The organism is Halotalea alkalilenta DSM 17697, assembly GCF_000621205.1.
GTDB classification, from domain to species: Bacteria; Pseudomonadota; Gammaproteobacteria; order Pseudomonadales; family Halomonadaceae; genus Halotalea; species Halotalea alkalilenta.
In genome coordinates, this window is record NZ_KK211231.1 from 126966 (window position 1) to 140692 (window position 13727).

A 13727-nucleotide genomic window follows, 5' to 3' on the forward strand; every position below is an offset into this window, starting at 1 on the left:
CGAGTCGAATGCCGCAGGGCGCGGCTGGAGGAGAGAGTCTGATACACTCGGGCGAAACTCTCGAGACGCGGTCCCGGTCCATCAACGGGGCTTCTTTTCTGCCAGGAACGACGACACCGATGACGCAACACACCAACCAGTCCTGGGGCGGGCGCTTCAGCGAACCCACCGACGAATTCGTCGCCGCCTTCACCGCCTCGATCGGTTTCGATCAGCGCCTCTACCACCATGACATCCGCGGCTCCATCGCCCATGCCACCATGCTCGCCAAGGTCGGCGTACTGAGCGAGCAGGAGCGGGCGGTGATCGTCGCGGGGCTGGAAGAGATCGAAGCGCAGGTCGAACGCGGCGAGGTCGAATGGTCGGTAGCGCTCGAGGACATTCATATGAACGTCGAGGCGCGGCTCACCGATCGGATCGGCGCGGTGGGCAAGAAGCTGCATACGGGGCGTTCGCGCAACGACCAGATCGCCACCGACATCCGCCTCTACCTGCGCGATGAGATCGACTTCATCGACACCGAGCTCTCGCGCCTGCGCCACGGCATGATCGAGCTCGCCGCCAAGGAGGCCGACACCATCATGCCCGGCTTCACCCACTTGCAGACGGCGCAGCCGGTGAGCTTCGGCCACCACCTGCTGGCCTGGCAGGAGATGATCGCTCGCGACCAGGAGCGCCTCGCCGACTGCCGCAAGCGGGTCAACGTGCTGCCGCTGGGCGCCGCCGCCCTGGCCGGCACCACCTACCCGATCGATCGCCACTACGTCGCCGAGCTGCTCGGCTTCGAGCGCCCGAGCGAGAACTCGCTGGACTCGGTCAGCGATCGCGACTTCGCGATCGAGTTCACCGCCTTCGCCAGCATCCTGGCGATGCACCTGTCTCGGATGAGCGAAGAGCTGGTGCTGTGGACCAGCTCGCAGTTCGACTTCATCGACCTGCCCGATCGCTTCTGCACCGGCTCGTCGATCATGCCGCAGAAGAAGAACCCCGACGTGCCCGAACTGGTGCGCGGCAAGACTGGGCGCGTCTATGGCCACCTGACCAGCCTCCTGACCCTGATGAAATCGCAGCCGTTGGCCTACAACAAGGACAACCAGGAGGACAAGGAGCCGCTGTTCGACACCATCGACACGGTCAAGGGCTGCCTGCGCGCCTTCGCCGACATGGTCCCGGCTATCGAGCCGAAGCGCGACAACATGCTCGAGGCGGCGCGACGCGGCTATTCGACCGCCACCGACCTGGCCGACTACCTGGTGCGCAAGGGCGTGGCCTTCCGCGATGCCCACGAGGTGGTCGGCAAGTCGGTCGCCTACGGCATCGAGCAGCGCAAGGATCTCTCCGAGCTGAGCCTCGAGACGCTCAGGCGCTTCTCCAGCGTGATCGACGCGGACGTGTTCGAGGTGCTGACGCTCGAGGGCTCGGTGGCGGCGCGCAACCACATCGGTGGCACCGCGCCGGACCAGGTCCGCGCCGCGGCCCAACGCGCCCGGGAGGCCCTCGCCGGCCGGGAGGCACGTCGATGATCTTCTCCCGCGCGAGCCGTTTGACCTTGGCATCGCTGGCCCTGGTGCTGGCCGGGTGCGGCCAGACCGGCCCGCTCTACATGCCCGACGACCAGGAAGCACGCGAGCGGTATGACCCGGGCAATGCCTACGGCATCGACGAGCAGGGCCGGCCGATCGAAGAGCCGCAGCAAGAGCAGGAGCAGGAGCAGGAGCAGGAGCAGCCCGCGACCGGGCCGGATTCGAGCGAGGCCGCACCAGCCGCGCCGAGCCAGCCCACCGAGCCGCCCCCGGTACCAGTGGCGCCGCCCGCGGCCACAACACCCGTCGCTCCGGCCACGCCGGAAGCGCAGGCCATGCCAGAAGCCGCACCGGCAGCGCCTGCGCCCGCGGCAAGCGCGCCCCAGGCGCAGCCCCAGCCGCCCCGTGTCCAGCAGACCCTGCCGGCCACTCAAGGCAGCGCACCGCCCTCCGGTGCCGAGCGCTGGCGCAACGTGCCGTTCACTCCCTATCCAGCGGCCGGCGGGCAGACCGATCGCGGGGTGAGTCAATGACCCCGCACTTCCCTCGTCGCGATGGCGTGCTGCATGCCGAGGGCGTTGCCCTCGGCGAGCTCGCCAGCCGCTTCGGCACGCCCTGCTACGTCTATTCCAGGGCCGCGTTCAGCGAGCACTTCCTGGCCTACGAGCAGGCGCTCGAGGGCTGCCCACACCTGGTCTGCTACGCGCTCAAGGCCAACTCGAACCTGGCGGTGATCGACCTGCTCGCGCGCCTGGGCGCCGGCTTCGACATCGTCTCGCTCGGTGAGCTCGAGCGAGTGGTCGCCGCCGGCGGCGACCCCGCCAAGGTGGTGTTCTCGGGCGTTGCCAAACGGGACGACGAGATGGCACGCGCCCTTGAACTCGGGATCAAGTGCTTCAACGTCGAATCGCTCCCCGAGCTCGAACGGCTGAACGCCTGCGCGGCGCGGCTGGGCCTGCGCGCGCCGGTATCGCTGCGGGTCAATCCCGACGTCGACGCCGGCACCCACCCGTACATCTCCACCGGGCTCAAGGACAACAAGTTCGGCATCGCGATCGGCGATGCGCCGGCAATCTATGCCCGCGCCCAGGCGCTCGATCACCTCGAGGTGGTCGGGGTCGACTGCCACATCGGCTCGCAGCTGACCGAGCTGGCGCCGTTCATGGATGCCCTGGAGCGACTGATCGCCCTGGTCGAGCGGCTCGCCGCCGACGGCATCCGGCTCAGGCACCTCGACCTCGGCGGCGGCCTCGGCGTCGACTACAACGGCGAGACCCCGCCCAGCCCCGCGCACTACATCAGTGCGCTGCGCGAGCGGCTGGCGCGCAGCGCGCTGACCCGCGAACTCGAGCTGATCTTCGAGCCGGGTCGCTCGATCGCCGCCAACGCCGGCGTGCTGCTGACCCGGGTCGAGTTCCTGAAGCCCGCCGAGACCAAGCATTTCGCGATCATCGACGCGGGCATGAACGACCTGATCCGCCCGGCGCTCTACCAGGCGTGGATGCGCATCGAGCGGGTCGATCAGCGCGACGACGGCGTGGCGCGCACGCGCGCAGCCTACGACGTGGTCGGTCCGGTGTGCGAGTCGGGCGATTTCCTCGGCAAGCAGCGCGAACTCGAACTCGCCGCCGGCGACCTGCTCGCGGTCGGCTCGGCCGGCGCCTACGCTTTCACCATGGCGTCGAACTACAACACCCGAGCGCGTCCCGCCGAGGTGATGGTCGACGATGACCAGGCCTTCCTGGTGCGAGAGCGCGAACCGCTGGCCCAGCTGTGGGCCGGCGAGCGGCGACTGCCCTGAGGCGCTGACAGACCGAGGCTTGAGAAGATGCTTCTACACTTCACCAAGATGCATGGGCTGGGCAACGACTTCATGGTCGTCGATCTGGTGACCCAGCGCGCGCGCCTCGACAGCCACCAGGTGCGCGAGTTCGCCGACCGCCACTTCGGCATCGGCTTCGACCAGCTGCTGCTGGTCGAGCCACCGCGCCACCCGGACATGGATTTCCGCTACAGGATCTTCAACGCCGACGGCAGCGAGGTCGAGAACTGCGGCAACGGCGCGCGCTGCTTCGCACGTTTCGTCCTCGACCAGCGCCTGACCAGAAAGCGCGAACTCAAGGTCGAGACCAGCGGCGGTCCGCTCACGCTCAAGGTCGGTAACGATGAACGGGTCACGGTCGAGATGGGTACGCCGGTGCTCGACGCATCCAGGGTACCTTTCGAAGCGAAGCACGCCGGACCCAAGCACCAGCTGCGCCTCGACACTCCGATCGACGGCATCGAGCAGGTCGAATTCGGCGTGGTCTCGATGGGCAATCCTCATGCGGTGCTGGTGGTCGACTCGGTGGCGACTGCGCCGGTGGCCACCCTCGGTCCGGTACTCGAATCGCACCGCCGCTTTCCCAACCGGGTCAACGTCGGCTTCATGGAAGTGGTCGACCGGCGCCATATCCGCCTGCGGGTATTCGAGCGCGGCGTCGGCGAAACCCTGGCCTGCGGCACCGGCGCCTGCGCCGCGGTGGTCACGGGAATCCAGCAGGGCCTGCTCGAACAGCGCGTCGAGGTCGAGCTGCCGGGCGGACGGCTGACGATCGAATGGCCGGGCGAAGGCCACCAAGTGGTGATGACCGGGCCGGCCGAGAAGGTCTTCGACGGCAGGCTCGAGCTATGAACGCACGCGAGATGAGCGATACCCTCGACCCCCAGCGGGTCGCCGAGTGGCTCGAGACCCACCCTGAGTTCTTCGTCGGCCGCGACGCGCTGCTCGAGCGCCTGAAGGTGCCGCATCCCGACGCCGGTCGCGGCGCGGTGTCGCTGCTCGAGCGCCAGACCCTGGTGATGCGCCGCCGGCTCGAGCAGGTCGAACGCCGGCTGCAGGGGCTGATCGATACCGCACGCGACACCGAAATCCAGTATCGCCAGCTGCGCGCGCTGGTGCTGGCACTGCTCGAGAGTGAAGGCGACGACGCGGTGCTCCACGCCCTCGCCGACCAGCTCGGCGACCAGTTCGAGATTCCTGCGATGGCGGTGTGGCGCCCAATGCCGGAAGCCGGCGAGCTGACCCCGCCGCAGCATGGGCTGGACAGCGCTACCGCGGCGATGCTCGAGGCACTGCTCGATAGCCGCCACTGCCGCTGCGTGGCGCTCGACGCCGAGCAGTGGCGCCGGCTGCTGCCGACCCACCCGCTTGGCGTCGCGAGCCAGGGCTCGGGGGCGGTCACCCGCCTCTCGATCGGTCACCACAGTGGCTACCTGCTGCTCGCCACTCCCTCGCGGGAGCGCTTCAACCCGACGCTCGACACGCTGTTCGTCGACTATCTCGGCGAGGTGGTCGGCCGCCTGCTCCAGCAGTCGCGGCGCTGAAGATACCGTGGACATGAGCGCAGACCCAGCCATCAGCCCGCTTCGCGCCGAACTCGAGCGCTTCATCGCGCAGCTCGCCAGCCGCCAGCGCGCGGCGACCATCGATGCCTATCGCCGGGATCTCAACGGCTTCGCCAGCTTCGTCGAGCGCCAGGCGGGGTTCTCCGACCGGCACTGGCGCTGGTTCGACGTCGCCCTGGTGCGCCGCTATCTCGGCCACGAGCGCAGCCGCGGCCTCTCAGGCCGCACCCTGGCGCGACGGCAGGCCGCACTGCGGCGCTTCTGCGATGCGCTGATCGAGCGAGGGCTGATCCAGCGCAACCCGGCGCGACTGCTCGACACCCCGGTGCCGACCCGTACGCTGCCGCGCCCGGTCGATGTCGACCTGATCCAGCACTTCCTCGACTGCCCCCATGACGGCTCCGCGCTTTCGATACGCGACCAGGCGATGCTAGAGCTCTTCTACTCCTCGGGCCTGCGGCTCTCCGAGCTGGTCGGGCTCGATCTCGGCGATCTCGATGAGCAGCGGGTGCGGGTGTGGGGCAAGGGCGGCAAACCGCGCCAGGTGCCGGTCGGCCGCCGCGCCCACCAGGCGCTCGCGGCCTGGCTCGAGGCCAGGCGCCAGCTCACAGGCCCTGAGCAGCCCGCGCTGTTCGTCGGTCAGCGCGGCGACCGGCTCGGTCCCCGCGCGGTGCAGCTGCGGCTTGCGCGCATGGCGGTCGAGCGCGGCCTGCCCGAGCGTCTGCATCCCCACCGCCTGCGCCACTCCTTCGCCAGCCACCTGCTCGAATCGAGCCATGACCTGCGCGCGGTGCAGGAGCTGCTCGGCCATGCCCACCTGAGCACCACCCAGATCTACACCCGGCTCGACTGGCAGCATCTCGCCGAGACCTACGACAAAGCCCATCCTCGTGCGCGGCGACGCACGCCGCGCGCGCAGGAGTGATCGCACCAAGGAGCCCGCAACGCATGGAGGAACCCCGCACGCTAGACCCGCACACCGCCCGGCTGCTGCCCTGGCTGATCGCGGTGGCGTTCTTCATGCAGTCCCTCGATGCCACCATCCTCAACGTCGCCCTGCCGGCGATGGCCCACGACCTCGGCCAGAACCCGCTGCGCATGCAGTCGGTGGTGATCGCCTACATCCTCACCGTGGCCGCGCTGATCCCGATCTCCGGCTGGATCGCCGATCGCTTCGGCAGCCGCCGGGTGTTCTGCATCGCGATCGCGCTGTTCACCCTCGGCTCGCTGTTCTGCGCACTGTCGGAAAGCCTGCAGGCGCTGATCGTATCAAGAGTGATCCAGGGATTCGGCGGCGCGCTGATGGTACCGGTCGGGCGGCTGACCATCCTGCGCGCCTTCCCGCGCAGCGAGCTGGTACGGGTGATGAGCTTCGTCACCATACCGGCGCTGATCGGCCCGCTGGCGGGCCCTACGGTCGGCGGCTGGCTGGTGGAGTATCTCTCCTGGCACTGGATCTTCCTGATCAACCTGCCGATCGGGGTGATCGGCTGCGTGCTGAGCGCGCGCTTGATGCCCGACTTTCGCCGCGAACGCCGCCAGCGCTTCGATGCCACCGGCTTCGTGCTGTTCTCCGCCGCGACGCTCTCGCTCTCACTGGCGCTCGAAGGCCTTGGCGACATGCATCTCTCGGGCCCGAGGGTGGTGGTGCTGCTGGTCGCGGGGCTCGGCTGCCTGGCCGCCTACTGGCTGCGCGCGCTGCGCATCGACGAGCCGCTGTTCTCACCGACGCTGTTTCGCATCCGTACCTTCACCGTCGGCATCATCGGCAACCTCTTCGCCCGCCTCGGCAATGGCGCGCTGCCGTTCTTGATCCCGCTGCTGCTGCAACTAGGTCTCGGCTTCTCCCCATCGCGCGCGGGTCTGTCGATGATCCCGATGACGCTGGCGGCGATGCTGGCCAAATCGCTGGTGCGACCGCTGCTCGACCGGGTCGGCTATCGCCGCACCCTGGTGGCGAATACGCTGCTGCTCGGGGCGCTGATCATGAGCCTGGGGCTGCTCGGTCCCGCCACGCCCTACTGGCTGCTGCTGCTCCAGCTCTCGGCGCTGGGCCTGGTCAACTCGCTGCAATTCACCGCGATGAACACCATCACCCTGATCGATCTCGAGGGCGACAACGCCGCCAGCGGCAACAGCCTGCTAGCGGTGGTGATGCAGCTCTCCATCGGTATGGGGGTCGCGAGCTCGGCGGCGCTGCTCGGCGGCTTCAGCACTGGCGCCGAGGGCGATGCGCGCACGGTGCTCGACGCCTTCGCCGCGACCTTCCTCGCGGTCGGCGGCATGGCGATGCTGGCATCGATAATCTTCTTCCAGCTCCATCCCGGCGACGGCCGTACCCGGCCGAGGCGGCGACGCTGAGGCCGAGCGGGGCCAGCAAGACCCCGCTGGCGCCGCGATCCGCGGCTACTGGACGGATTTACTGAACGCGTCGACGGCGAGGATCGCGTTCGCTACGTCTTCCGCGCTCAGCCCGGTGTCGAGATTGCCCAGCGTATCCCCCTCGGCGCGTGCCAAAGCGCCGATCCTGACCAGGTTGTCCCAGGATTCGTTCTCCAGATGGAGCTCCTCGAGGCTGGTCGGCATCCCGATCGAGCGATAGAAACGCACGTAGCGCGCGATCTCCTCGTCCGCGCGCTGCTCCAGCACCATCTGGGTCAAGGTGCCGTAGGCCACTTTCTCGCCATGGGTCAGGTGGTGGATGTCGCCCTGCACCGCGGTGAAGCCGTTGTGGATGGCGTGCGCCGCGGCGAGGCCCGCGTTTTCGAAGCCGAGCCCCGAGAGCAGCGTGTTGGCCTCGACCACCGCCTCCACCGCGGGGGTGACCAGTTTTCGCTCCACCGCCTTGAAAGCGCTGAAGCCATAGGTCAGCAGGGTGCGCTCGCAGGCCTCGGCGATCGCCATGGCGGCGACGGTGGGGTCACCGCCGACCATCGATTTCGAATGGCTGCGCGCGACCGCCCGCGCCTCGACGAAGGTGGCCAGGCCATCGGCGATGCCGGAGGCGAACAGTCGCGCCGGCGCCTGGGCGCAGATCGCGGTATCGACCAGTACCAGGTCGGGGTTCTTGTCGTAGAACCGATAGCTTTCGAACACGCCCTGATCGGTATAGATCACCGATAGCGCGCTGCAGGGGGCATCGGTGGACGCAACCGTCGGCACGATGGCGACACTGTGCTCGAGCTCATCGGCGACCGCCTTCACCGTGTCCAGGGTCTTGCCGCCGCCGAGACCGACCACGATGTCGGTCCCCTGCTGGCGGGCGACCGCCGCCAGGCGGCCGATCTCGCTGACCGACGCTTCGCCGTTGAAGCGCTCGAAATGAAAATCCAATCCCGCCAGTTCGAGCGATTTCCTCACCTCGGAACCGACGATTTCCCAGACGATATCGTCGGCGACCAGGAACGCCTTAGCCCCCAGCACCGCCAGCTGGCTGCCCAGCTCGCCGATCACCCCACTGCCCTGCACGTACTTCCTTGGTGATGAGAATATGAATCTGCTCATGGCTCACCTCTTTGACTGCGCGAATGCTCGAAACCGCCCGGGCGGCATGCCGTTTCTCCATCATTGCCTTCATCATTAACCACATAATTTGTATGGTCAATGGGGATTCAGCCCAGACATCGATGGTTTGTTTTAAGCACCCGGCGGGAGCCCGCGAGGCTGGCGCGCTGCGCCCCCTCATGGCATCGTGGATGCAATGATTCAAGCCAACCGGAGACCCAATGCGCCTCGACGCCCTGACCTTCGACATAGACGACACGCTATGGGACAACGGCCCGGTGATGGCCCATCTCGAGGCCGAGCACTACCGCTGGCTGGACGAGCGCATCCAGCATGCCGATGCCTTTCCGCTCGAAGAGTATGCCGCGCGCAGGATGGCCTTCGCCGCCACCCTCACCGACCGTCGCGGCGACGTCACCTACGTGCGCCGTGAGGTGCTCCACCGGATCTTGCTCGAGCACGGCATCCAGGAACCGGACGCCGGGGCGCTGACCGAGCAGGCGATCGACTACATGCTCGAGCTGCGCCACCGGGTCGAGCCCTACCCCGAGGTCGACCCGCTGCTCGAGACGTTGGCCAAGCGCTACCGGCTGGCGGTGATCACCAACGGCAACGTCGACGTCACCCGCCTGCCGCTGGCCCGCCACTTCGACGTCTGCCTGAAGGCCGGCGAGATCGGCATGCCGAAGCCCGACGAGCGGGTCTTCCTCCACGCTCTCGAAGCGCTCGGCGGCGTCGACCCGCGCCATGCGATCCACGTCGGCGACTCCTGGGAGCATGACATCGAACCCGCTGCGCGGCTCGGCATGCAGGCGGTGTGGATCGACATCTTCGACCAGCCCCGCCCGCTGCCCGGCAACGTCCACCGCGTGCGCCACGTGCGCGAGTTGCCCAAGGTGCTCGAGCGGCTCGAAGGGGCCTGAGCACGACCTTCTCCGCCCAGTCCTCGCCGCATGATCCTCAGAGCGCGACCATCACCTTCTTCTGCAGCCGCTGCTGAAGCTGGTCGATCACCACCGCGAGGATGATCACCAGCCCCATGATCACCATCTGCCAGAAGCTGCTGACCCCGGACATCACCATCCCATCGTTGAGGATGCTGATCACGCAGGCGCCGATCACCGAGCCGATCACGGTGCCACGCCCGCCGGAAAGCGCGGTGCCGCCGAGCACCACCGCGGCGATCGCCATCAGTTCGTAGGTGTTGCCGGTCATCGGGTGGGCGGTCTGCAGCTGGGAGGTGACCACCAGTCCGACCAGCGCGGCGCAAAAGCCCGAGAAGGCGTAGACGAACAGCTTCACCTTCTTGACCTTGAGCCCGGAGAACAGCGCGGCGCGCTCGTTGCCGCCGATCGCATAGATGTAGCGGCCGATCGGAGTGCGCGCGGCGATGGCAGCGGCCAGCACGGTCATCGCCACCAGCAGCCAGACCGGATAGCCGATGCCGAACAGCGTGCCGCCGCCGAGCAGCGCGAAACCGGTGTTGCCGAATTCGGCATGGCCGCCGAGCTCCGAGAAGGTCGCACCGTCGTTGAACAGGAGCGCCGCACCGCGTACCACGTAGAGCATCCCCAGCGTGGCGATGAAGGGAGCCACGTTCAGCCAGGTCACCAGCGCACCGTTGATCATCCCGATCGCGAGGCCGACCAGGCAGGTCACGACGACCACCTCGAAAACGTTGAGGAAAAGCACCTGGTCGCCGATGGGAATTCCCCGGCTGATCAGGAAACCGGCGACCATGCCGCTGAAACCGACCACCGAGCCGACCGAGAGGTCGATGCCACCGGTGAGGATCACCAGCGTCATCCCGATCGAGAGGATCGCGATGACGGTGATGTGCTGGGCCATGATCAGCAGGTTGGCGGTGGAGAGGAAGTTGCCGGTGGTGAGCGAGAAATAGAGCAGCACCACCGCCAGCGCGACGAAGATTCTCAGCTTGAGGATGCGCAGCAGCAGCTTGAGCTGCCCCTTGCGACTGCCCAGAAGCGTGCCCGGGGCGGCCGTGGGTTCGGCGCCGTGCGGCGGCTCGACGCGGGTCGCTGTCGCATGCGGCACATGCCTTGACGAGATATGGGACATGGACTGGCTCCTGTCAGGCGGCGAAGGGAGTGGACTTGCGAACGATCTCGTCGCGATCGGCGCGATCGCGCGGCAGATCCGCGCTGAGCCGCCCGCTGGAGAGCACCAGCACGCGGTCGGCGACGGCGAGCGCTTCGTCGAGTTCGGAGGTGGTATAGAGCACGGTCACGCCGCGTTCGGCGACCGCCAGCATGGCGCGATAGATCTCGGCCTTGGCGCCGACATCGACGCCGCGGGTGGGCTCGTCGAGCAGCAGCACGCTGGGCTCGGTGAGCAGCGCCTTGGCGATCACCACTTTCTGCATGTTGCCGCCGCTCAGCGAGGTGATCGGCTCGTCGATGTCGGCGGTCTTGATCCCCAATCGCTCGACCATCCGCCGGCACGCCTCGCGCTCGCGCCCCGGGCGCACCACGCGCCCGCCGGGCCAGCGCAAGCACCAGCGCACGAGGCTCGACAGGGTCATGTTCTCGGCCACCGACATCGACTGCACCATGCCAGAGAGCTGCCGGTCCTCGGGGACCAGGGCGATGCCCCGTTCGATGCGCCGAGCGGCGCGGGAGCGGCCAAGCTCGCGCCCGTCGACGACGATCCGCCCGCGGGCGCTGGCATGCAGCCCGAGCAGGGTCTCGAGCAGCTCGGTGCGGCCCGCGCCCATCAGCCCGTAGATGCCGAGGATCTCGCCGCGCCGCGCGCTGAAACCAACCGCATCGAGTGCCAGGGTGCCGTTGGGCTTCTTCAACGACAGCGACTCGACCCTGAGCGCCTCCTCGCCCAGCTCACGCGGGCGATAGTCGAATGCCTTGCGCGCCGCGCCGACCATCTTGGCGACGATCCACGGCACGTCGATGTTGCACACCTCGTCGACGCCGACCACCTCGCCGTTGCGCAGTACGGTGATATGGTCACCGACGCGGATGATCTCCTCGAGCCGGTGGGAGATGTAGATCACCGCCACGCCCTCGCGCTTGAGCGCCGCGATGATGCCGAACAGGATCTCGACCTCGTGCTGGCTGAGCGCCGAGGTCGGCTCGTCCATGATCAGCACCTTGACCTGCTTGCCGAGCACCCGGGCGATCTCGACCAGCTGCTGCTGGCCGACGTAGAGATCGCCCAGCGGCGTCGCCGGATCGAGCGCCAATCCGACCCGGGAAAGCAGCCGCCTGGCTTCTTCATGCTGGCTACGCTGGTCGATCACGCCCAGCCGGCAGCGCTCGGCGCCGATGAACAGGTTCTCGCATACGCTCAGGTCGGGGAACAGATTGAGCTCCTGGAAGATGATCCCGATCCCGGCGCGCTCCGCCTCGCGCACGTTGGCGAACGAGACCTCCCGACCCTCGACCAGGATCCGCCCCAGGGTCGGCCGCTCGGCGCCGGCGAGCAGTTTCATCAGCGTCGACTTGCCGGCGCCGTTCTCGCCGATCAGCACATTGACGCGGCCGGCGCGGACCTCGAAGTCGACGCCTTTGAGCGCAATGGTGCCCGGATAGCGCTTGACCAGGCCCTGGGCCTCGACCACCACCGAATCGTCGTTCATGGCGCTGCTCCTTGATCTGTGACAGGGGGTGGATCGAACTCGACCGGGATCAGCTCGAACGCCGCATCGCTGCCGTCCCAGGCGCTGAAGACAGCGTTGAACGAGAGCTGCTGCCCGGCCTCGAGCGGGCCACGCGCCTCGATCACCGCCCTGACCTGGTCATTGAGCGCCGAGGAGAAGCGAGCGAAGGCGCCCTGGTCACCGAAATCGTCGTAGCTCAGGTCAGGGAAGGCATCGCGTACCGCGGTGCCGGGAATCACCGGCCCGACCAGCAGCGCGACCGGCTTGTCCTCCACGCCGGTACCGGCGAGCGGTGCCTTGCCGACCCTCGAGCCGCTGTCGATCGATTCGACGCTGCCCTGCGCGTGGACCCAGAAGCTGCAAGGGAATGCCTGGCTCGCCTGCCGCCCATAGCGCTGGCAGGCCGCGTCGAAATCCTCATCGATCGCCCGCGCCACCTCGGTCAGCGGCGCCGCATGGGCACGGGCATAGGGCACGATGTCCTGGCCGAACAGCTGGCCGGCGTCGAGCGCGGCACGCTGCCCGCTGGCGCCGGCTTGTGCGACCTCGTCGCGCGGCACCAGGGTGAAACCGCTGGACCCGACCAGGAGCAGGACCAGGGCGGCGTGCTTGATGGTCACCGTAGACATGCTGAAGTCACTCCAGGTTGGAAGGTCGCCACCGTCCGATTCACTCGTCCGAATAGCTGAAGTCTTTGACCCTGCCGGCGTTATCCTCGGTGATCAGGATGCCGCGATAGAGCCTGCGCTCCGGGCCCCCTTCGTCTGCACCGGCCAGGTGGGCGTCGAGCACGACCACGCCGTCGCTGGCGAGCCGCTGCGCCTGCAGCATCGCGGTGGCGTAGAGATGACCGGCTCGAACCGCGTCCCGCTCGTCGTTGCTGCCGTCGATACCCGCGACCACCACCTGGTCCCTGCGCGCGGCCTGCAGCGAGGCGATGGCACCGAGCGCCACCGGGCCGTTGCCGGCGATCACCCCGCGGACGTTGGGATGCTCCTGGAGGATCGAGTCCATCGACTGCTTGGCGTTGAGCAGCACCCCCTTGGCGTCCTGGCGCGCGACCATGGTCATCTCGGGATACTGATCGAGCACCTGGTGAAACGCCTCGGAGCGGGTGACGCAGTTGTTGTCGGCGAGATTGCAGGTCAGCTCGACGTATTCACCCTGCTCGCCCATCCGCTCGACGAACGCCTGCGCCACCTGCGAGGCCGCCTGGACGTTGTTGTGGGTGAGCTGGGCGAGCGCCACGCCGTCCTGGGGAATCTCGCGATTGATCAATACGGTGGGCACCCCCTGGTCCTTGGCGTACTGCACCGCGGCACCGCTCGCCGAGGAATCCGCGTTGTCGAGCACGATGCCCTTGACCCCGCGGCCTACCGCCAGCGAGATCAGCTCGCGCTGGCGGTTGACGTCTTCGTTGTGCGACTGGATCAGGGTCTGGTAGCCGAGCTCGCGCGCCTTGGCGTCGGCCGCATGCGCTTCGGCGGCGTAGTAGGGGTTGTCCAGCGAATTGACCAGGATCGCGATGGTGCCCTTGTCGGCGGTGTCTTGAGCGACCGCAAGCGGTGCGGCGGCGCCGAGTGCCAGGGTGACCAGGCAGGCGGATCCGAGGCGGCAGAGAGTGTTCATGGTGTGTGACTCCTCGAGTGAAAACGAGCGTGCGCCGGGCAGCCAGCGCC

At 67.9% G+C, this 13727-nt stretch carries 13 protein-coding genes; 8 read left to right on the forward strand and 5 right to left on the reverse strand.

Going from position 1 to position 13727, the window contains the following annotated elements:
• Positions 1-119: 119 nt before the first annotated feature.
• Genes argH through mdtD form a run of 7 tightly spaced genes read left to right on the forward strand, consistent with a single transcriptional unit; the run spans position 120 to position 7271 of the window.
• Positions 120-1523, forward strand: a complete 1404-nt coding sequence (gene argH / locus Q376_RS0117220) for an argininosuccinate lyase (RefSeq protein WP_027351356.1) — start codon at positions 120-122, stop codon at positions 1521-1523.
• The gene (gene lptM / locus Q376_RS25670) at positions 1520-2056 is read left to right on the forward strand and encodes an LPS translocon maturation chaperone LptM (RefSeq protein ID WP_027351357.1); all 537 of its coding nucleotides are present in this window, start codon (positions 1520-1522) and stop codon (positions 2054-2056) included. Before argH ends, lptM begins: the two co-directional genes overlap by 4 nt.
• Complete coding sequence (gene lysA, locus Q376_RS0117230) at positions 2053-3324, forward strand: diaminopimelate decarboxylase (protein WP_027351358.1); 1272 nt, start codon at positions 2053-2055, stop codon at positions 3322-3324. The genes lptM and lysA overlap by 4 nt, the downstream gene beginning before the upstream one ends.
• 27 nt (positions 3325-3351) lie before the next feature.
• Positions 3352-4197, forward strand: a complete 846-nt coding sequence (dapF, locus tag Q376_RS0117235) for a diaminopimelate epimerase (RefSeq protein WP_027351359.1) — start codon at positions 3352-3354, stop codon at positions 4195-4197.
• Positions 4194-4889: a DUF484 family protein gene (locus Q376_RS0117240; protein WP_027351360.1), complete on the forward strand. Its 696-nt coding sequence runs from the start codon at positions 4194-4196 to the stop codon at positions 4887-4889. The genes dapF and Q376_RS0117240 overlap by 4 nt, the downstream gene beginning before the upstream one ends.
• 13 nt (positions 4890-4902) lie before the next feature.
• Positions 4903-5835: a tyrosine recombinase XerC gene (locus tag Q376_RS0117245; RefSeq protein ID WP_027351361.1), complete on the forward strand. Its 933-nt coding sequence runs from the start codon at positions 4903-4905 to the stop codon at positions 5833-5835.
• 23 nt (positions 5836-5858) lie between these two features.
• Positions 5859-7271 carry a multidrug transporter subunit MdtD gene (mdtD, locus tag Q376_RS0117250; protein WP_027351362.1) on the forward strand — a complete coding sequence of 471 codons (1413 nt, stop codon included), beginning with the start codon at positions 5859-5861 and terminating at the stop codon, positions 7269-7271.
• Positions 7272-7316: 45 nt separating this feature from the next.
• On the opposite strand, the gene Q376_RS0117255 is transcribed toward mdtD, so the two are convergent.
• Positions 7317-8414: a glycerol dehydrogenase gene (locus Q376_RS0117255; protein ID WP_027351363.1), complete on the reverse strand. Its 1098-nt coding sequence runs from the start codon at positions 8412-8414 to the stop codon at positions 7317-7319.
• A 221-nt stretch (positions 8415-8635) separates the two neighbouring features.
• On the opposite strand from Q376_RS0117255, the gene Q376_RS0117260 reads away from it, so the two are divergent.
• Entirely contained in the window at positions 8636-9337 is a 702-nt protein-coding gene (locus Q376_RS0117260) for an HAD family hydrolase (protein WP_027351364.1), read from the forward strand.
• Between the two features lie 37 nt (positions 9338-9374).
• Here the strand turns inward: Q376_RS0117260 and Q376_RS0117265 are convergent, their stop codons facing one another.
• From Q376_RS0117265 to Q376_RS0117280, 4 genes are read right to left on the reverse strand one after another with little or no spacing between them, the layout of a single operon-like run.
• Positions 9375-10493 (reverse strand): ABC transporter permease, encoded by a 1119-nt coding sequence (locus Q376_RS0117265; protein ID WP_081803631.1) that lies wholly within the window; start codon positions 10491-10493, stop codon positions 9375-9377.
• 13 nt (positions 10494-10506) lie between these two features.
• Positions 10507-12027: a sugar ABC transporter ATP-binding protein gene (locus Q376_RS0117270; RefSeq protein ID WP_027351366.1), complete on the reverse strand. Its 1521-nt coding sequence runs from the start codon at positions 12025-12027 to the stop codon at positions 10507-10509.
• Positions 12024-12677 carry a DUF2291 family protein gene (locus Q376_RS0117275; protein ID WP_027351367.1) on the reverse strand — a complete coding sequence of 218 codons (654 nt, stop codon included), beginning with the start codon at positions 12675-12677 and terminating at the stop codon, positions 12024-12026. Before Q376_RS0117275 ends, Q376_RS0117270 begins: the two co-directional genes overlap by 4 nt.
• 40 nt (positions 12678-12717) lie before the next feature.
• The gene (locus Q376_RS0117280) at positions 12718-13677 is read right to left on the reverse strand and encodes a substrate-binding domain-containing protein (RefSeq protein ID WP_052365473.1); all 960 of its coding nucleotides are present in this window, start codon (positions 13675-13677) and stop codon (positions 12718-12720) included.
• Between the last annotated feature and the right edge of the window lie 50 nt (positions 13678-13727).

Excerpts from the sequence above, each read along its gene's own strand:
- Q376_RS0117260 (WP_027351364.1), top strand. The coding sequence starts at position 8,636 with ATGCGCCTCGACGCCCTGACCTTCGACATAGACGACACGCTATGGGAC.
- Q376_RS0117280 (WP_052365473.1), bottom strand. The coding sequence starts at position 13,677 with ATGAACACTCTCTGCCGCCTCGGATCCGCCTGCCTGGTCACCCTGGCA.
- dapF (WP_027351359.1), top strand. The coding sequence starts at position 3,352 with ATGCTTCTACACTTCACCAAGATGCATGGGCTGGGCAACGACTTCATG.
- Q376_RS0117240 (WP_027351360.1), top strand. The coding sequence starts at position 4,194 with ATGAACGCACGCGAGATGAGCGATACCCTCGACCCCCAGCGGGTCGCC.
- mdtD (WP_027351362.1), top strand. The coding sequence starts at position 5,859 with ATGGAGGAACCCCGCACGCTAGACCCGCACACCGCCCGGCTGCTGCCC.
- argH (WP_027351356.1), top strand. The coding sequence starts at position 120 with ATGACGCAACACACCAACCAGTCCTGGGGCGGGCGCTTCAGCGAACCC.
- Q376_RS0117265 (WP_081803631.1), bottom strand. The coding sequence starts at position 10,493 with ATGTCCCATATCTCGTCAAGGCATGTGCCGCATGCGACAGCGACCCGC.
- Q376_RS0117270 (WP_027351366.1), bottom strand. The coding sequence starts at position 12,027 with ATGAACGACGATTCGGTGGTGGTCGAGGCCCAGGGCCTGGTCAAGCGC.
- lptM (WP_027351357.1), top strand. The coding sequence starts at position 1,520 with ATGATCTTCTCCCGCGCGAGCCGTTTGACCTTGGCATCGCTGGCCCTG.
- Q376_RS0117245 (WP_027351361.1), top strand. The coding sequence starts at position 4,903 with ATGAGCGCAGACCCAGCCATCAGCCCGCTTCGCGCCGAACTCGAGCGC.
- Q376_RS0117255 (WP_027351363.1), bottom strand. The coding sequence starts at position 8,414 with ATGAGCAGATTCATATTCTCATCACCAAGGAAGTACGTGCAGGGCAGT.
- lysA (WP_027351358.1), top strand. The coding sequence starts at position 2,053 with ATGACCCCGCACTTCCCTCGTCGCGATGGCGTGCTGCATGCCGAGGGC.
- Q376_RS0117275 (WP_027351367.1), bottom strand. The coding sequence starts at position 12,677 with ATGTCTACGGTGACCATCAAGCACGCCGCCCTGGTCCTGCTCCTGGTC.